The following is an 18489-nucleotide window of genomic DNA, read 5'->3' as shown; positions in this document are numbered from 1 at the left end:
TTTTCTCATCTGCCTAATGCAGCTCTGGGCTAAAAGACCTATGTAACGCTTGCAATAGCCGGCCGCCTGATTTTCTCATTTATGAACAGGTGCTTCGCCTGTTACGCCGCCCTGTCAGTTGGGCTCCCATAGCTCGAGCTTATTGCCCTCGGCGTCCAGAATGTGCACAAACTTGCCGTAGTCGTAGCTGGCAATAGCATCGAGAATGGTGACGCCGTTTTCCCGGAGTTTGGCTACCAACCCTTCGATGTTCTGAACCCGGTAGTTGATCATCAACTCTTTCTTAGAGGGCGCGAAATAGTCGCTTCCTTTTGGAAAGGGGCTCCACTGCAGCTGGTTTACCTCATCGGGGTTGGCGGCATCCCGGGAGGCAAAGGTTGCGCCCCAGTCATTCAGCTCGAACCCCAGGTTTTGGGCGTACCAGTCCTTCATTCTCTCTGGGTTATCGGCCAGAAAGAAGATGCCACCAACACCGGTTACCCTGGGGCTGATGATATTACTGGCAGCAGACGCTGCGTTGTCGGTATTTTCCATTTTCCTGGTTTGTTTGCGCGACTACAAATTGCAAATACTATTACAGGATAAGTGCTTCAAAATCTTGGAGCCTCCAGGAAGGATTTGCTGAGCCCTGGCCGCCGACCGGACTGTGCCCTGGAGCGACTAAGGGCGCACCAGCACTTTGCGCACCAGTACGCCGCCTGATCCTGTTACCCGCAGCAGGTACAAGCCGGCGGCCGAGGGAAGCTGAAACGCTTGGCGACGCTGCCCGGTCCACGTCCAGCTCCGCACCGGCCGGCCCAGAGCATCCAGCAGGGTAACCTGACGGGCAGAAAAGGCGGGTGGCACGTCTATTACCACGCGGCCCGTGGTGGGGTTGGGGTATACTTCCCACCGGGTCGCAACTGCGCCGGGCGGCCGCACGGGTGTAACGGTGCCCAGGTATTGCTGCCGGGCAATATCTGCAGTGGCCCGCAGGCTATCCAGGGAGCCACCGGCCAGCAGGGCAAAGGCCACCAGAGTAGAGTCGCCGGGGGCCAGGGCGGGCAGCTCGGCCCCTACTACGTGGGATACATCGGCACCGGTGGCCGTTTCGCCCGCGGTGGCTTGGGTAGTACCGCTGCTCAGCATCAGAAACTTCTCCGCGCTACTGAAGCCATCAGCCAGCCGGATGGGCGAGCCTACCGGCGCATTGTTGTTAATAGCATAGCTGACGGCGGTACCGCCCTGCAGCAACTGCACGCCGGTGTGCAGGGTGGGGGCGAGGCGGTCGTACACGTAACCCAACTGGCGCCCCGCATCCCAGGCCGCGGCGTTACGGCTGCTGGCCTGCGGCAGGTCCCAGTCCATGAACAGTCCCGCGTACAGGGGGCGCAGCGTATCGGTGGTGATGTTGGTGAGGCGGTACTCCAGCACCACGTAATTGCGGCGGAGCGAGTCGGCCCAGGCGTAGGCCCGCTGCCGCACGCGCACTCCCACCGTACTGGCCGAGGGCACGTCCTGAAAGCGCCCGGCTATTTCCTGATCGGCCTCCCGGGCCGCGGCTACAAAGCGCAAGGGCTTTACGCTCACAAAATCCTGGTCAACGCTTTTGACCTCGTTCAGCAGCCGGTCCGACACGCGACTGGGCGTAGTGCCTACCAGCAGGCTGCCGCTGGACAGCAGCGGCGGGCCGTTGCGGTACGTGACGCCCTCGCCCACGGCCGAGTTGGTGGCTTCGTAGCCGATGTTGCCCTGGCTGGTAACCGATACGTGGAGGTTGCCGGCCGTGAGCGTAATAAAGCCCGGGTTCAGGGTCACCGTCACAAACTGGTCGTCCTGGTAGCCATTATCGGCTTCAAAGTGAAAGCGCAGCACTGCCATAGTGGCCTGGGGAACGTCTGGTGAGACAAATACCTCAAAGGGCTCCAGGCTGTTGCTGGCGTTGCTGAGCGTGAGCATGTCGCCCACCACTACGCTGCCGTGCAGCACGCGCAGGTAGGGGGAGGCCGTGGTCAGGGAGATGCGCAGGTTGGCCACCGGGGTAAGCACGTTTTGCAGCTCCGCCACAATCCGGGTGGTGTCATCGGGCTGGAAGCTGGGCTGGGGCTCGTAGCGCAGCTTGGTAAGCTGCACGGCGTAGAGCACCGGCTCGGTGAGGGCGCGGTGCATGTTGAGGCGGCCCGTGCCCAGCTTGTGGCGGTACACGGCATTGCCAGTGACGGTGTACAGCGAATCGGTGGTCTGGCGCAGGCGCGCCATTACCTGCTCCGAGGTGTAGCCGGGAAACTGCGTGCGCACCAGGGCGGCGGCCCCGGCTACCAGCGGGGCCGAGAAAGACGAGCCGCCCACGTCTACGTAGGCGCTGTCGTGGTTGAAGACGGTAGTGAAAATCTGCTGCCCGGGGGCCGATAAGTCGATGTGGTAGCTGTAGGTGTTGGAGCGCCCTTTCTGGTCGTTGGGCTCCAGGGCACCTACCGACAGCACGTGCTCGTAGCTGGCCGGGTAAAAATCCAGCTCGGCATTGGTATTGCCGGCCGCGGCCACCACTACCACGTCCCGGTCCACGGCGGCGTAGGTGATGATGTCCTGCTCATATTGCGACTTACCCCCGGCGCCGCCCCAGGACAAGTTAATTACCTGGCAGCCGTGGTCGGCGGCGTACACAATAGCTTCGAAGCCGGCGAAAAAGCCGCTGGCCGTGCTAGGGTAAATCTTCAGGGGCAGGTACTTGCAGGAAAAGCCGGCTCCGGCTATGCCCTTGCCGTTATCGGTGCGGGCCGCCGCTACGCCCGTCACCAGAATACCGTGGCCGCGCTGGGAAGTCAGGGCGTCGGGCGAAGGGTCGTTGTCGTTGTCGGCCAGGTCCCACCCCCGGAAGTTGTCGATGTAGCCATCCTCATCGTTGTCGATGCCGTCAATCGGGTCGTTGTAATTGCGCTTTTCCTGGCCCCTCAGGTCCTGGTGCGTAAACCGGGTGCCGGTGTCCAGAACGCCGATAACCACGTTGGTGTCGCCCTTCGACACGTCCCAGGCGCGGTAGGCGCTTACTTTTTTCAGGTAGTACTGCACATTTTTGGTGCGGGTAGAGTCGGCGTAGGGGTCGTTGGGCTGGTAGAGCGGCTCCCGCTGGTAAAGCGGCTCCACGTACTCCACCAGGCCGGTTTGCAGCAGCAGCGTCCGGGCTTTGGCAAAGGAAACCTCGGCCGGGTACTCGGCCTGGTAAATCAGCTGCAGGTCGACGGCTGGCTTTTTCCGGGCCAGCGGGCCGCGGGCGTGCGGAAACTTTGGCCGCACCGCCGTAGCGCCCAGCTGGCGCACGGCCTTTTGCCAAGCCGGGCTGGTGAGGCGCTGGCCCGCGGAGAGCCCGCCCGTGGCCGCCTTTAGTCGGAAAACCAGTACCCCAGGTGCAGTGGGGGAGACTGTTTGGGCCGAGGCTGCACTTGGCAAAAGCCAAATCAGCGCCCAAAGGAAAGCAGACAGAACAGGTAGCCGTGGCAGCATATAGGTGGGGAATTCAGTAGGAAAATATACGGGGTAATTGCCGTACCAAGGTCAACTATGTACGGGCTTTTCGCTAAAGCAGGCAGTTTTCTCCGCGAGTTAGTTTGTGGCTCAGCCTGAATAATTTATGCCTGGCGAAAGCGCGGATGAAACAGATAAAAAAATCCTGCCTTAGTACCATCGTACCAAGGCAGGATTGTGCCGGGAACAGGCAGCCGCCGACGCGGGGTTAGTTGTTCTTAGACCGTTTCACGGTCTTGAATTTGTTGGGATTCCGGGAGTTCATATCAATGCCCAGTCCCAAACTGGATTCGCCCGGCTTGCGCTGAGCTTTCTTGTTGTGAGGGTTGCTCTTTTCCGTTTTGAAAGAAGATGCGGGGCGGGCCTTAGGGGTATGGAGGGCTTCGCGGTCCTGGGAGCAGGAAGCCAGCAGAAGCAGACAGCCGAAGAAGGGTAGAAGCAGTTTCATAAATGCTGCAGTACAAAAAATGAGCCAGTACCACTCCAGGTACTTACTGCCGTGTACTGCGGAAGTCAGCAAAAAGATACATAATCTACAGGCTCAGCATTTCCCGAAACCGCACCGACTGCTGCCGCGAAACTTCCACGGCGGGGCCGCCGCGCAGGTGAATTTTCAGCGAGTTGCTGAACCAGGGCTCAATGCGCTCTACCCATTTCAGGTTGATAATCTGCTGGCGGTTGGCGCGGAAGAATACACGCGGGTCGAGGCGCTGCTCCAGGTGCTGCAAGGTGCGCGGAATCAGGGGGCGGTGCTGGTCGAAATACACCTGGGTATAGCTGCCATTGATTTCGAACAGGCGAATGTCGGCCAGGCGCACAAACCAGCACTGCTCCCCATCCTTTACAAACACTTGGTCCTGCTCCGTGAGTGGGGGCAGCGCCGGCTCCTCCGGGGCCGAAGCGGCCCCGCGCGCCGCCGTTGCCGCCCCAGCCACCTTGGCCTGCGCCTTAGCCAGGGCCGCCGCCAGGCGGTTTTCCTGAATGGGCTTGAGCAAGTAGTCTAGGGCGTTTACCTCAAAAGCCCGTAGCGCGTACTCGTCGTAGGCCGTGGTGAAGACGACGTGGGGCGCCTTTTCCAGCGAAGCCAGCAGCTCAAACCCGGTTTCGCCGGGCATATGAATATCCAGAAACAGCAGATCCGGCTGCGTCTGTAGCAGCAGGGCACGGGCCTCGCCGGCGTGGCGGGCTTCCCCCACAATCTGCACCTCCGGAAAAGCCCGTAGCAGGTGGCGCAGCTCGGTGCGGGCCAGGCGGGAGTCGTCAACTAACAGCGCGTTCATACAGCGGCAGGGTGGGAAAAGGATGGCGAAGCCGCAGTGGGCGCGTGGACTGGGAGCTGCAGGCAGGCTACCACCGTATCGGGCTGGGTAGGGTCGTTTTGAATAACCAGCTGGGCCGCCTGGCCGAACAGCAAAGCCAGCCGCTCGCGGGCATTGCGCACGCCCACGCCCGGGTGGTCCGGCTGGGGCGCGTACTGGCCCGTGTTGCGCACCCGCACGTGCAGGGTGCCGGAGTCGTTGAGCTGGGCCGTGAGCTGCACAAAGCCCCCGGCGGGCCGGGGGGCCACGCCGTGCTTGATGGCGTTTTCCACCAGCAGCTGCAGCGTCATGGGCGGAATGGGTACGTGCAGGGCGGCGGGGTCCACGTCCAGGGTGTAGTGCAGCCGCTCTTCCAGCTGCATGGCCTCCAGCTGCAGGTAGTGCTCCACAATTTCCAGCTCCCGGCCCAGGGGCACCTGCTCGGCGCTGTTGAGCTGAATGGAGTAGCGCAGCAGGTCCGCAAGGTGGGTAATCATGTCGCGGGCGCGGCCGGGGTCTTCCATCACCAGGGCGCGGATGTTGTTGAGGCCATTGAACATGAAGTGCGGGTTGATCTGGGCCTTGAGGGTGCGCATTTCGGCTTCCTGCACGGCGGCGGCCAGCTTCCACTTATCTACCTCGGCCTGCCGGAAGCTGCTCAGGTAGTGCCAGCCAAAGTAAAATCCTTCCCAGAGCCAGAGCAGAAAGTTCACGTTGAACACGTAGAACACAAACTGCCCCCAGCCGTGGGGCCGGCCATCGGCAGCGGGTCGGATCAGGAAGTAGATAATGGCCCAGATGATGACCTGGCTGAGCACGGCGAGCAGTACGTTCAGCACCAGCAGGCGGCTGAGCAGGGGCACCGGCGCCAGCTTCACCCAGCCACTGGCCCGCAGGTGGTAGCGCAGTCCGTGGCTGATGAGCACCAGTGGCGCCACAATGGCCAGCTGCATGAGCAAGAGCTTCCCGCTAAGGGGCGTCATCAAACTGAACATAGCTATGTTCAGCAATAGATACAGGCCCCAACCCAGGGCCTGCAGGCGCCAGTACAACCGGCCGGGCGCGGGCACTGCCGCGTAAGACTTCAGAGCAGCCATGCAGGTTATCAACCGTTAAGCCGCTGCCAGTTGGCCCGGGCTTAGCTGGGTGTAGGCCGCCCGCTGCCGGCAGTAAGCCCAGTACAGCAAGCCCGCCAGCACTAGCAGCATAGCCGCGACAAAAGCCGGCACCAGATAAAGCGTGGGGCCGGCCGTGCGCAGTCCAATCACCAAACAGCCCACCGAAATTACCCCCGCCAGCACAGCGTAGGCGCGGGTATTGTAAAACCAGGCGTACGGAAAGAAATGCGCGCCCGTGATGATGCCGTACGTCATGATAAAATACGCCGGGTACTTGCTGAAGATGAAGATCAGAAACGGGAAGTAGAAGAGCTGGGCAATGTTCAGCCACAAACCCAGGGGCTGCAAAGGGTTGTGCGGCAGCTTCCAGTTGGTGCGCAGGAGCCGGGAAAGCAGCCAGGCCAGCGGCAGCGTGAGGGGGCCAACAAAAAAGGTGATAAGCCCCTTTTGCGCTACCGGGCCGGGCAGCAGCCACACCCCCGTAATAGCCACCCACACGGCACTGGCCGCCAGGATGAAGTCGAGGCCATTTTTGGCTTTCACCGATACTTCGAGCCGCAGCACGGCAAATTCGTGCTCGAAAGGAGTAGCGTAGTTTTCCATAACGTAGGCGCTGGGTTTTTTAAGCAGAGAAAACGATTCGACCAAACGAGGACATTGCTGGCCTGGCCGCAGGCCAGGCCAGCAATGCCGCAAGATGGCGAGTTACTTTTTTGCTACCGCCTGCTCCCGCAGAAACGCGTCGGCCTGTTGGAAAAACCACTGCATATCGTCGTACATAAGAAAGTGCTTGCCGGCTTCCGACATTTCCACGCGGTGCCGGGGCAGCTGGGCATATTGCTGCTCGAAAATAGCGCGGGTGCTTTCTTTGGTCGAGCCATAGGCCTGGTAGGCAGCCCAGGCCCCCAGCACCAGCACGGGCTGCTGAATGCGCGCTACCTCGGGGCGCAGGTCGGTGGTGTACATGTCGTACATGGCCTGGGCCACGGTAGCGGGGTCGGAGGCCAGGCCCCAGCGCGTTACCTGGGTAATGCGGGCCGTATCCGTAACAAGGCCGCTCACCATCTGGCGCTGCTGGGCAGGCTGGGCCTTGCTCTTGCTCATTTGCTGGCGCATGCCCTCGGCCATGGGGCGCACCATCTCTACCGTGGCGGCCGGGTTCTGCACGGCGCCGATAAACGGCAGCGAATCGACAATAACCAGGGGGCCTACGGCCTCGGGGCGGGTGCTGCTCATCCAGAGGGCTACAAACCCGCCCAGGCTGTGCCCCACTACGGTGGGCTTGGCTAGCTTCTGCGTCTGGATGTAGGCAAGGAGCTGGTCGCGCACGTTCTGCAGCAGTTGGCTGGTGCTGGCCGGCGCCGCCGTGCCCCCAAACCCGGCCAGCGACACAATGTGGCACTGGTACTGCTTCTGGTAGTGGGCCACGGTTTCGTCCCACACCGCGCCGGGGCAGGTCAGGCCCGGAATCAGGAGCATGGGCTGGCCTTTGCCCACCACACGCACCGTAAAGCCGGGGTGCGCAGCAGGATTATCGGGCGTGGCGGTGGCTTGCTCGGATGTGAAATGCAAGGCAGCCGCGGCGGAGCGCGGGGCGCTGAAAGCCGCAGAGACTAGCAGTAGGGCGGCGCAGACAGGGCGGAGGGCAGTGGTAAGTTTCATAGGAAGTAGGGCTTTGTGGCTGATTGATAAATCAAATCTAGCACCCCGGCCTTCCTGCCTGAAACTACTTTTTCGCGAACGGTAAATACCCCGGCCGAACTGCCGAAAAGCCCCGGCGAACGGCACCACGGATTCGCGCGGATTTTTCGGATTCCGCGGATTTTGTAGTCGGTGCGCTTTATCCGTCTGTCATCCTGAGCGTAGCGAAGGACCTTATCACGCCTGAACGAAACTGTTCTAACGTGATAAGGTCTTTCGCTACGCTCAGGATGACAGACAACAAAAAGGCCTCGCACCATGCGAGGTTTCTTTATTGAACGACAATTGCCCCCGAAATCCGGGGAATCCGAAGCCGCCGCCGGATGCGTGTCTCCGATGTCTAGATAATATTGCGCAGGTCGTTGCGCAGGTTTTCAATACCCTGCCAGATTTCTTCCCAGGTCGAGCGGTCGGTGGGCGAGGCGCTGTCCTTGGCGGGAGCATCAGCCGCGGCGGGGCCCAGACGCTCCAGGAGCCCGGCGCGCTTTACTTCCAGCGCCGCAATGTGCTCGTGGTAGGTGTGCGGGGAGTTGGCGGTGGTGGTATGGGCCCGGTTGCGCAGGGTCTTGATTTTTTCGTCCAGCTCAGTAAGTGCCTGGCGAAGGTGGGCATCGGAAAGGTTTTCCGGTACGCGCACGTGCTGGGGGGAGGGAGTATGCGACATAGGGTGAAGAGGTTGAGCGGAATGGCGCCGCGGGTAAGTAAGCGGGATACTCAAACTACTGTTTTTCGCCGGGAAAGGATACCGGAATGTTACCAACCTCCCCGCAACACAACCATAACGCAGCGGTGAAGCACCGCGCTCGGGGGGCGCCTACTTTTGCCTTCGTCCAACGCGCTATCTAGCCTGGCCTTATGAAACAGCTGCTACTTACGTTCCTGCTGAGTACCACGATTTTTGCCGCCCGGGCGCAGCAGCCCAGCCCCCTGGCGCTGGTCACCCCCGCCACCGAGCCCGGCTCGGCCGCCGCCCGGCCCGCTGCTCCTAAAGTATACGTGCTGGCCGAGGAAATGCCAGCCTTCAAAGGGGGCGAAAAAGCCCTGCTGCTCTTCATGCGCGAAAAGGTGCAGTACCCGGCCGAGGCGCTGCAGCAGAATATTTCGGGCAAAGTGTACGTGCGCTTCGTGGTAGACGAGCAAGGCCGCATCCGCGACGCCGAGGTAGTGAAGGGCCTGGGCCACGGCCTCGACCAGGAAGCCCTGCGCCTGGTGCGCATCATGCCCTGGTGGACGCCCGGCCGCGTGCAGGGCCAGCCCGTGCGCGTGTACTACACCCTGCCAGTAGCCTTTCGCACGGTGGATTAAGTATTGAACTGAAGGGGCACGCCCAGCTCCCGGGCCAGCGGGGCGGCGGCCGACTGGTACAGTTGGCTGAGCACCTCATTGATGGCCGGGGCTAGCTCCACGTGGTAGTCTTCGTGCAGCTTGTAGGCCTGCCGCAGGGTGTCGTGGGTGCGGCGGGCCAGGTGCTGGAGCAGGGGCTGGGTGGGGCCGTGCAGGCGGCTCACGGCTTCGGGCTGGTGCCGGAAGACGTTGCCGAGCAGGCGCAAACTCAGCTCAATTTCGCCCAGCAGGTCGTCGGTGATTTTGGTGTGGTAGGTGAGGCGCTGCTGGAGCTGGCGCACAATGTGCAGCAGGTCGTTGGGGGTTTGGTGGTAGCCGCGCACGGGGTCGTCTACCTGCTGCCGCAGGCGGTGGCGACGCTGCTCCAGGGCATCGTCACCTTCCAGCAGCCGGAAGCTGAGCTGCTCTACCAGCACGGCATCCTGGGCCACGAGGCGGGCCAGCAGCTGGTCTTTTTCTTTCTGAGGAAGGCTGAAAAGGGCTTTGCGAAGGTCGGGGGAGAGGGCCGGCATAGGTGTGATAACAACGTTAGCGAACTTCTGATTCCGCCTGAACCAGCCCCAGTAGCGCGGCCCGGTTTTTTTCTTCGTCAAACGCCCCTTCGCTCTTGGCCACCACCACCGTCGCCACCGCGTTGCCGATGATGTTGGTAATGGCCCGGGCCTCGCTCATAAACCTGTCTACGCCCAGCAGCAGGGCCATGCCCTCTACCGGAATAACTTTGGTGGCCGCCAGTGTGGACGCCAGCACGATAAAGCCCGAGCCCGTGACGCCGGCCGCGCCCTTACTCGTGAGCATGAGAATACCGATGATGGTGAGCTGCTGCCCCAGCGTGAGCGGCACCCCAAACGCCTGCGCCAGGAAAATGCTGGCAATGCTGAGGTAAATAGTGGTGCCATCGAGGTTGAAGGAGTAGCCCGTGGGCACCACCAGCCCCACCACCGGCCGGGCGCAGCCAAAGGCCTCCAGCTTGTCCATCAGCCGCGGCAGCGCCGACTCCGACGAGGACGTGCCCAGCACAATCAGCAGCTCCTCTTTGATAAAACCCAGCAGCCGCCACAGGCTGAACCCGTAGTAGCGCGCCACCGCGCCCAGCACCCCAAATATGAACAGGGCCATGGTGCCGTACACCGTGAGCATGAGCTTGCCCAGCGGCAGCAGCGTATCGAGGCCGTACTTGCCAATGGTAAAGGCCATGCCCCCGAAGGCGCCGAGCGGGGCCAGCTTCATCACCATGCCCAGCACCGCGAAAAACACGTGGCTGAGCTTTTCAAAGGTGCTGATGAGCGGGCCGCTCACCGTGGGCGCTACGCGTGTAAGGGCCAGCCCAAACAGCACGGCCACCAGCAGCACCTGCAGCACGTCGCCCTGGGCAAAGGCCCCCACGAAGCTCTCCGGAATGATGTGGGTAAAGAAGGCTACCCAGTCCATGTGGGCCGCCTTCTCGGCGTACTGCTGGGTTTCAGCGGCCTTGGCCGCCACACCCCGCGTATCGATGCCCGCGCCGGGCCGGGCCAGGTTGGCGGCGGCTACGCCAATGAGCAGAGCAAAGGTGGTAATGAGCTCGAAGTACAGCAGGGCCTTGCCGCCCACACGCCCTACCTTCTTCAGGCTGCCCATGGAGCCGATGCCCAATACCACCGTCAGGAAGATGATGGGCGCAATCAGCATCTTGATGAGGCCGATGAACACGTCGCCGAGGGGCTTGAGGGCCGCGCCTACGGCCGGAAACAACGCGCCTACTGCTATGCCCAGCGCAATGGCCGTGAGTACCTGAAACGTGAGGTTGCGAAAGTGTTTGGGCATACTGAAACCGGCCAATTAGTCCCGTAAGGTAGCTACTTGCCGCTACACCCGCCGGGCTACCTAGCTTACTCCTTATCCGTCCTGGGTATTCAACCGGGATACTTCCGCCAGCACCCCCAAGTAGTACTATCCTGTGATGAAAGCCTGCTCTGAAGCCCACCAGGATTCGTTGTTCCTTCGATGTAGGTTCGATGAAGCTTCGTATAAGCTTCGATGCAGATACGAAGGCGCATTAGTTGGACGATACAAAGAAGCTTTGCCAGCAACCCACCGGTAAGCCGGGTTACCGACAAGCTGGCTAGACTACGCATTTGTACCTGCAGAACGACGTAGAGACGCGACACTTCGCGTCTCCTCATTGAATGACCCGGAGCCGCTTAGCCTACAAAACGTCAGCAACGACGAGACGCGAAGTGTCGCGTCTCTACACCGTTCTACGGAATCAGAAAAATAAAAAAGCCCTGCCGGAATGGCAGGGCTTTCGATGGTAGCCCGCTGCTACCCCTTCTTCTTACCCGGCTTGGCGTCCTTGCCGCCGGCGTAGGTCACGCGGTAGATTACGCCGTTGGTGTCGTCGGTGATGAGCAGGGAGCCGTCGGTGTGCTGGATGATGCCGCACACGCGGCCGAAGTGGGCTTTGTTGTTATCCACCAGGAAGCCGGTCAGAAAATCCTCGATGCCGGTGGCTTGGCCCTGCTCGTTGTAGCGCACCCGCACCACGCGGTAGCCGCTGGGCTGGGCGCGGTTCCAGGAGCCGTGCATGGTCACGAAGGCGTCGCGCTGGTACTCCTTGGGGAACTGGCCACCGGTGTAAAACACCATATCCAGCGGGGCCGCGTGGGCGGCGTAGAGCTGCACGGGCTTCACGGTGCGGGCGGCGTATTGCTGGGGCGTTTCGCCGGCGGGCTGGGGGTGAGGCGGGATTTTGCCGTCGGCGTACACGTAGGGCCAGCCGTAGTCGGCGCCTTCCTTGATTTCGTTGAGCTCCTCGCGCTGGTCCTCGTCGCCCAACCAGTCAATGCCGTGGTCGAAGCCCCAAAGGGCCTTGGTGCTGGGGTGCCAGTCGAAGCCGATGGTGTTGCGCAGACCCTTGGCCACTACGCGGCGGCCCGAGCCATCGGTATTGATTTGCAGGAGCGTGGCCTGCTCCTTGTTGCGCTCATCGCAGGCGTTGCAGGTGCTGCCCACCGAGAGGTAGAGCTTGCCATCGGGCCCGAAGTGCATGGTGCGGTTTGGGTGCTGGCCGGCGTCGGGTAGGTCGGTGTACAGGGTTTTCAGCTCACCCAGGGTGCCATCAGCCTTGATGTCGGCCACCAGCAGCTCCCGAATGGTGGTGAGGTAGAGCTTACTGCCCTGCAAAGCCAGCCCGTGCAGGTCGGGGCGGCGCGCCACCTCGCGCGTCACGTCGGCCTTGCCGTCCTTGTTCGTGTCGCGCAGCAGGGTAATGGTGCCCTTGGTGCGGTCGGAGAAATACACGTCGCCGTTGGGGGCCACCGTGAGCATGCGCGGGTTGCCGGTTTTCTCGGCAAACTTGCTCACCGTGAAGCCGGCTGGGGCTTTCAGCTGGCTTACGCGGGCATCGGTGGCCTCTACCTGCTGGGGCTTAAACACGTTGACGGCGTAACCGTCTTTCACGCTTTGCTGGTAGTCGTTTTGGGCCAGGGCCGCGGAAGCGGAAAGCAGGCCCGCTGCTAAGAGGGAATGTCGGAGGAAGTGCATCGTTGAAGTGCTGAGGAGCTTTCTTCAACTGCGAACAAAGGGCTGGGGTTGCGTAGCAGGTCGGGTAAATGGTCTGTGCTGGGAGTGCGAGGCTGGGTCAGACGCGGGCTAGTTGCCGCAGCTTCCGGGCGGTTCTATGTGCTTTTTAATTTAAGCTTAGTTCGGCGCTTTAGCCTGTGAGGTCAGTTGGACAGGGGGCAGGGCCAGACTCTGACCAATAGATGGGGGAACTTATAGCCGTTTCAGGAACGGTGCAGAGACGCCTACTTGCGTCTGGGCGTTCGCGCCGCCTGGGCATCAATCGTTCAACGAGGAGACGCAAGTTGGCGTCTTTACACCTGCTACACCATCCGTAAATCCGCTATAGGCTCTGGGGGTGGTCTGCCTAGTTATGCAGAGCTATTATTTGCTTAAAAAATCGTATAAAATACCAAAAATATTGTGCATGGAATGGACCAGGGCTGTTAGGAAAATAGCAGATTCAATAGCCCGGGTATACTGCTGGGCCAACCCATTAAACAGATAAGCATATAGTACACCGGAGACAAATGATTTGACTATGTAAGCGGAGTTATAATAATGCGAAATAGAAAAAAGTAAAGCTGAAAACAGAACATAGTATACAGGATAAATCCGCAACTTTTTGCATAAAAAATAAATCAAATACTGAAAAACTGCAACTTCAGTCAATGGGGCAAGTATAGTCAGAATAAAGATATTTATTGCATCAATATCGGTAAAATATTGCGGCGGATTAAGATTTGGGAAACCTGCATATACAAGCAGCTTTGGCGTAATAAGAGAATTGAGTATAAGAAGAACCAAGACAGTAACTGCCTTTTTTAAAGGTGCCATTTTAAGGTAGCATGCTTTTGAACGTGTCCCAATTCTTGAATATGAATATCGCTATAATGAAGGAAAATATACTAATCAAAATTGAGTACTTGTTCTTTCTCATGGGATTTTCTCTTGGACTTTAAATTTGATCCTCACAAGGTACAAAGCCCCAAAATCTGACGATTTCGTGCACGGAGCAACCATCACTTGTTTACTTCATAGCCAAGGTTGAAGCCCGACCGGGCAGGGGGATAGGGTTTGCGAAACCGCTGAGAAGATAGATTATACAAAATGAGGCAGCCCAGAATCTGCCTGGGCTGCCTCACTTTTTAGCATCCGCACATTACTTTGTTCACGGCGTAGTCTACAACGGCCGCAGTCTGGCCATAGATTGCGTACATACCCAGAAAGCGGAGCGCTACCCCAGCGTCGTGTCCAAAGCTTCCGCCGGATGTTTCAGCAAGATCTTGTTGAGTCAATTCAACTACTTTAAAATCAGAAGAATCCATTGTTAATGATTTTTTGAGAAAAAAGGTTTATAGTTTGGGGCCTTACGCTGAACGGCATTCAGTTACACCAACTATTTGATTGGAACAGCGCAAATCAGTCGTTGATTTGCATGACTGTTCTACTGTCCGTAGGGCCGCCTTATGCTCATTTAGTTAGGGCAGCTTCCTGATAGACCCGCCTTGAAATCGTCCCAGTCGGCAAGTATTTGTACGCCTGCAGCTGCGGCTACTCCACCAACAATTCGAATTACCACAGGCCAGAAGCCCCCATTAATACCAGTTAACTCGGTGGTATTAATTTCCACAACCTCAAAAGAATCCAGATGAAAATTTTTCATATCAATGTTTGCTATACACGCATGGCGTGTGCTTAGGAGAAAAAATACAACAGATTGTAGGTCGCGACACGTACTGCTGTTTACTATGCAAACATGATACTCCGGTTCATATCAACCAATAGTAGAAGTATATTAAAAAACAAGTTGCTAGGTAGTATAGTTGGCGGTGGTCTAAAGAGAGGTGATTATGATTTTGCAGATAGAATCAGTAGCCGCGAAGAAGGAGTGTCGGAGCGAGGGCATCTTGAAGTGCTGAGGAGCTTTCTTCAACTGCGAACAAAGAGCTGGGTTTACGTAGCAAACCAGGCATATGGTCTGTGCTGGAAGTGCGAGGCTGAGTCAGACGCGGGCTAGTTGCCGCAGCTTCCGGGCGGCTAGTAGTGTCAGCACTAGCAGGAGCAGTAGGGAAGAAGCGCGCCAGGGGGAGGAGAAGAGCAGGGCGTAGAGCCCTATTTCGTTGTTGGGGGTGTAGCTGGCCGTTTCGGGAAACACTGCTGGAGTAGAAGTATCGAAGGACATGGACATTCCCAAGCATTCTACCGGCCCTAGCAACGGCTGCGGATGAAGGACAGCTGCCAAGCCCGGGCTGAGAGATTTGTGAACCACGAATCCAACGTTGGGGTAAGTTTGTAATCGGGCCACCGTAGTGACCAAAGCAGCATAAAAAGGGTGAGGTTTGACTAAAACGGACAGATACGACTGGCTGGTAGCATTACCCGCTGAGGTTATAAAAGCATCTAGCTGCTGATAAATAAAATAATCTGCCCACATAGAATCTCCCACATTAAGAGTGGGCTCACTATACTCCTGTTTGGCAGCCAAGACATCCGCGTAAAAAGTAGGCCCTAATGTGGGTGGATACAGGGCAAACACTTGTTCTGGCTCTCTATAATTATCGTGATGCCTGGAAATTACCCCACACCCCAGCCACAGCAGCCACGCCAGCGCCAGCAAACCCGGTGGGAAGAATAAGTGCCGACGGTGGCGGCGCGGCAGATGCAGTGGATAAGGCATAACAGCAGTCAAGTACAGAATAGCGCAACGGGTTACTATACGCTGTGGCTCCGGCTTTTCGTATGCCTGTTGCGAACGGCCCGCCAACATATCGTGGCCAGAATAGTTAAGCTAGCTTCACAGTAGTACCTTGCCGGGCTTCTGTCTGCCTGACCTATCCGCTTTTGCCCTGTTGCGCTTATGACTACTCCTAGCCTGGAAACGGACCCTATAATCCTACGTGAAATAGAATCATTTACCAGCGTACTGCACCAAAATGGAGTACATGCGGCCCTGGAGTTTCTGAACCGCCGCACCCCGCACCGCTACACCGGCATCTACCGCTTCGATGCCGACGTGCTGCGCAACGAGGCGTTGTTTGACCGGTATCAGCCCACACCTCAGCAGGCCGGGCCCGTGCCCATGGCCGTTACCTATTGCTCCCTGGTGGGCCAGCGCCAGCAGCCCCTCGAAATCCAGGACGCCAGCACCGATGCCGACATCCAGGGCCTGATCGACACGCCCGTGGTTTCTTACTGCGGGGTGCTCATCCGCGACGCCGAAGGCCAGCCATACGGCACGCTCTGTCACTACGATATGCAGCGCTGCCAGGAGCGTACCACCGACCTCCCGCTGCTGGAAGCCGCCGCCGCGCAGCTCTACCGGTATATCCGTCCGGCCAACCTCTAAGCCGGCTTCCGCGTTCGGGGCAATACCTTTTCTTTGCCCACATGCTTTTTCGCTACTCTTTGCTGCCGCCGCTGCTGTGGCTGCCGGTGCTGCTCTGCGCCCAAACCCCTTCCCCCGACACTACCCGCACCGTGCGTCTGCCCGAAGCCACCGTAACGGGCTACGGGCAGCAGCTGCCGCTGCGCCGCACCGCCGCTGCCGTGGGTGTGGTCGATGCCGCTGTCTTTGCCCGCTTTAGCGCGGCCAACCTCACCCCGGCCGTGAACACGTTGCCGGGGGTGCGCCTGGAGGAGCGGGCTACGGCCAGCTACCGCCTCAGCGTGCGGGGCAGCACGCTCCGCTCCCCGTTTGGGGTGCGCAACGTGAAGGTGTATTACAACGGTCTGCCCTTCACCGAAGCCAGCGGCAGCACCCCCCTCAACCTACTCGATGCAGCGACCATTGGGCGCCTGGAAGTCATTAAGGGGCCCGCCGGCTCGGTGTACGGGGCCGGCACGGGGGGCGTGGCGCTGTTCTCTACCCCGGAGCCCACCCCCGGACTAACCCGGGTTGAAGGGGGGATTACCGTCGGCTCCTTCGGATTGCGCCGGGCTACCGTGGCCCTGGAAACCGCCGACTCCCTGCAGAGCCTGCGCGCCCAGTACGCCCACCAGACTCTGGACGGCTACCGCCAGCACAGCGCCCTGCGCCGCGACGTGCTGACCCTGGATGGAAAGTGGCGCCCCAACTCCCGGCAGACCGTTTCCGCGCACCTGCTGTATTCCGATATCAACTACGAGCTGCCTGGCTCGCTCACCCGGGCGCAGTTTGCGGCCAACCCCCGGCAGGCCCGGCCCGCCACGCCCACTGCGCCCGGCACCGTGGAGCAGAATGCCTTCTACGCCTCGCGCACGGCTTTGCTGGGCGGTACTTATGAGTACCGCTTTAGTGAGCAGGTCACACTTACCAGTACGCTCTACGGCAGCGGCAGCGCTATCCGCACCCCCTTTCTGGTCGACTATGAGCGCAACACCCAGGTAGGTGGGGGCGGACGCACGGCCCTAGGCTACCGCACCCGGCTGGCGGGCCGGGTGCTGCGCCTGGCGGCCGGGGCTGAGGGGCAGACGTCGTTTGAAAGCTCCCGCAACTACCGTAACCGCGGCGGCCAGCCCGACACCCTGCGCTACGACGACGAAATCCAGACCAGCACCGGCTTCGTGTTTGCCCAGGCCGACTGGGAGCTGCCCGCCGGCTTTCTGCTAACGGCCGCCGCCAGCTACAACCGCCTGCGCTACCGCCTGGGCCGCCTTTCGGGCCGGGCCCGCGCCGCCGAGGAATACCAGCTCACCCGCCGCTTCCGCCCCGAGGTGTCGCCGCGGCTGGCGCTGCTGAAGGAGCTGACGCCGCTGGTATCGGTGTATGCCAGCGTGAGCTCGGGGTTTTCGCCGCCCACGGAAGAGGAAATCCGCCCCTCGGATGGCTCCGTGAACCAGCAGCTGCAGGCCGAGCGCGGCACCAGCTACGAGGTAGGCACGCGGGGGCAGCTCGGGCAGAACCGGCTTTCCTTCGACGTGGCTGCTTACGATTTCCAGCTGCGCCAGACCATTGTGGCGCGCTCTAACGACCAAGGCGTGCAGCTGTTCTACAACACCGGCCGCACCCGGCAGCGCGGGGTAGAGGCGGCTCTCAGCGGCTGGCTTTGGCGTAAGCGGTTCGTGCGGAACCAGTATTTCCGAGGCGGGAGTCATCAGCAGAATTCCTACCAATATGGCCTGCGGGCCTGGGCTAGCTACGCCTACAACCACTACCGCTTCGGGCAGTACGAGGCGGGCGGCAACAATTTTAGTGGCAACCGCCTCACGGGCGCGGCGCCGCATACCCTCTCGGCGGGCCTCGATTTCTCGGAACGCCTGGGATTTTACCTCAGCCCCACGCTCAGCCACCAGGCCCGTATTCCGCTGAACGATGCCAACACCACCTTTGCGGCCGGCTACTGGGTGTTTGGGGCCCGGGGCGGCTGGCGCCACCCACTGCCCGGCCGCCTGGAGGCTGACCTCTACGCCGGCCTCGACAACGCTACCGACCGGCGCTACAGCCTGGGCAACGACCTGAACGCCTTTGGCAACCGGTTTTTTCAGCCGGCCCCGGGCCGCAGCTACTACACTGGGGCGCAGCTGGCCTGGCGCTGGTAGCACAAAGCTAAATTGCTGGAAGAAAACGGCAGGAAGCCGGATTAGCGGCCCGACAAGGGGTGGCTGGTCCGGCTTCTCCGTGCTGGTACGGAGGACAGCTACGGGGTAGGGGGTAGGGCAAAATGCCGCATGGCTCGGATTGCGGACGGGGGGGCAGAATGCCCACTTTTACCCCAGCCGGAGCCCCGCCGAAGGTTGGGCCGGGAATCCTGCTTACTAGTCGTTTTTGTCACTTTTCGCTGCTTTCTATGCACCTGTTGTCTACTGCTTTCCGCGCGTTGCGCCGGCCCTGCCTGCTGGCGGGCCTGGCTTTGCTTCCCAGCCTGGCCCTGGCCCAGAACCCCGACGATGAGGGCGGCCCCGCCCCCGACGATGCCACCGCCGTGCCCATCGACGGCGGCGCCAGCCTGCTGCTGGCGGCCGGAGCCGCTCTGGGCGTGGCCCGCCTGAAAAAGCGCCGCTAG

The 18489-nt window shown here is 60.3% G+C and carries 18 protein-coding genes; 4 read left to right on the top strand and 14 right to left on the bottom strand.

All coding sequences use genetic code 11. The annotated features are described in order from the left end of the window. Nucleotides 1-114: 114 nt before the first annotated feature. The 8 genes from FY528_RS08205 to FY528_RS08170 form a co-directional block, all read right to left on the bottom strand. Entirely contained in the window at nt 115-534 is a 420-nt protein-coding gene (locus FY528_RS08205) for a VOC family protein (protein ID WP_149070507.1), read from the bottom strand. Nucleotides 535-660: 126 nt separating this feature from the next. Continuing rightward, a complete protein-coding gene (locus FY528_RS08200) occupies nt 661-3426 on the bottom strand; it encodes a S8 family peptidase (protein ID WP_187632052.1) in 2766 nt (921 codons plus the stop codon). Nucleotides 3427-3709: 283 nt separating this feature from the next. After that, nucleotides 3710-3949 carry a hypothetical protein gene (locus tag FY528_RS08195; protein WP_149070505.1) on the bottom strand — a complete coding sequence of 80 codons (240 nt, stop codon included), beginning with the start codon at nt 3947-3949 and terminating at the stop codon, nt 3710-3712. An 85-nt stretch (nt 3950-4034) separates the two neighbouring features. Then, nucleotides 4035-4781, bottom strand: a complete 747-nt coding sequence (locus FY528_RS08190) for a LytR/AlgR family response regulator transcription factor (protein ID WP_149070504.1) — start codon at nt 4779-4781, stop codon at nt 4035-4037. Then, a complete protein-coding gene (locus FY528_RS08185; protein WP_149070503.1) occupies nt 4778-5896 on the bottom strand; it encodes a sensor histidine kinase in 1119 nt (372 codons plus the stop codon). The genes FY528_RS08190 and FY528_RS08185 overlap by 4 nt, the downstream gene beginning before the upstream one ends. A gap of 15 nt (nt 5897-5911) precedes the next feature. Then, on the bottom strand, nt 5912-6520 hold the full coding sequence (locus FY528_RS08180) for a DUF7010 family protein (RefSeq protein ID WP_149070502.1): 609 nt from the start codon (nt 6518-6520) through the stop codon (nt 5912-5914). 102 nt (nt 6521-6622) lie between these two features. Next, nucleotides 6623-7579 (bottom strand): alpha/beta fold hydrolase, encoded by a 957-nt coding sequence (locus FY528_RS08175; protein WP_149070501.1) that lies wholly within the window; start codon nt 7577-7579, stop codon nt 6623-6625. A 379-nt stretch (nt 7580-7958) separates the two neighbouring features. Then, complete coding sequence (locus tag FY528_RS08170; RefSeq protein ID WP_149070500.1) at nt 7959-8282, bottom strand: hypothetical protein; 324 nt, start codon at nt 8280-8282, stop codon at nt 7959-7961. A gap of 191 nt (nt 8283-8473) precedes the next feature. Here FY528_RS08170 and FY528_RS08165 point away from each other — a divergent pair, with 191 nt between their 5' ends. Beyond that, nucleotides 8474-8923: an energy transducer TonB gene (locus tag FY528_RS08165; protein ID WP_149070499.1), complete on the top strand. Its 450-nt coding sequence runs from the start codon at nt 8474-8476 to the stop codon at nt 8921-8923. Here FY528_RS08165 and FY528_RS08160 read toward each other — a convergent pair. From FY528_RS08160 to FY528_RS08135, 6 genes are all read right to left on the bottom strand, one after another. Then, complete coding sequence (locus tag FY528_RS08160) at nt 8920-9474, bottom strand: hypothetical protein (protein WP_149070498.1); 555 nt, start codon at nt 9472-9474, stop codon at nt 8920-8922. The genes FY528_RS08165 and FY528_RS08160 overlap by 4 nt on opposite strands. A gap of 16 nt (nt 9475-9490) precedes the next feature. Then, a complete protein-coding gene (dctA, locus tag FY528_RS08155; RefSeq protein ID WP_149070497.1) occupies nt 9491-10768 on the bottom strand; it encodes a C4-dicarboxylate transporter DctA in 1278 nt (425 codons plus the stop codon). A gap of 498 nt (nt 10769-11266) precedes the next feature. After that, nucleotides 11267-12487, bottom strand: a complete 1221-nt coding sequence (locus tag FY528_RS08150; RefSeq protein WP_149070496.1) for a PQQ-dependent sugar dehydrogenase — start codon at nt 12485-12487, stop codon at nt 11267-11269. Nucleotides 12488-12889: 402 nt separating this feature from the next. Next, a complete protein-coding gene (locus FY528_RS08145; protein ID WP_149070495.1) occupies nt 12890-13342 on the bottom strand; it encodes a CPBP family glutamic-type intramembrane protease in 453 nt (150 codons plus the stop codon). 640 nt (nt 13343-13982) lie between these two features. Beyond that, on the bottom strand, nt 13983-14171 hold the full coding sequence (locus FY528_RS08140) for a class IIb bacteriocin, lactobin A/cerein 7B family (protein WP_149070494.1): 189 nt from the start codon (nt 14169-14171) through the stop codon (nt 13983-13985). A 339-nt stretch (nt 14172-14510) separates the two neighbouring features. Further along, nucleotides 14511-14690, bottom strand: a complete 180-nt coding sequence (locus FY528_RS08135; RefSeq protein ID WP_149070493.1) for a hypothetical protein — start codon at nt 14688-14690, stop codon at nt 14511-14513. Between the two features lie 675 nt (nt 14691-15365). Here FY528_RS08135 and FY528_RS08130 point away from each other — a divergent pair. The 3 genes from FY528_RS08130 (at nt 15366) to FY528_RS08120 (ending at nt 18489) form a co-directional block, all read left to right on the top strand. After that, the gene (locus FY528_RS08130) at nt 15366-15854 is read left to right on the top strand and encodes a GAF domain-containing protein (protein ID WP_149070492.1); all 489 of its coding nucleotides are present in this window, start codon (nt 15366-15368) and stop codon (nt 15852-15854) included. Nucleotides 15855-15895: 41 nt separating this feature from the next. Beyond that, the gene (locus FY528_RS08125; RefSeq protein ID WP_149070491.1) at nt 15896-18025 is read left to right on the top strand and encodes a TonB-dependent receptor family protein; all 2130 of its coding nucleotides are present in this window, start codon (nt 15896-15898) and stop codon (nt 18023-18025) included. A gap of 248 nt (nt 18026-18273) precedes the next feature. Further along, nucleotides 18274-18489, top strand: coding sequence for a PID-CTERM protein-sorting domain-containing protein (locus FY528_RS08120; RefSeq protein ID WP_232066295.1), 216 nt, complete (start codon nt 18274-18276; stop codon nt 18487-18489).

Source organism: Hymenobacter lutimineralis (assembly GCF_008271285.1).
Taxonomy (GTDB): domain Bacteria; phylum Bacteroidota; class Bacteroidia; order Cytophagales; family Hymenobacteraceae; genus Hymenobacter; species Hymenobacter lutimineralis.
This window is presented reverse-complemented; position numbering and strand designations above follow the sequence as displayed.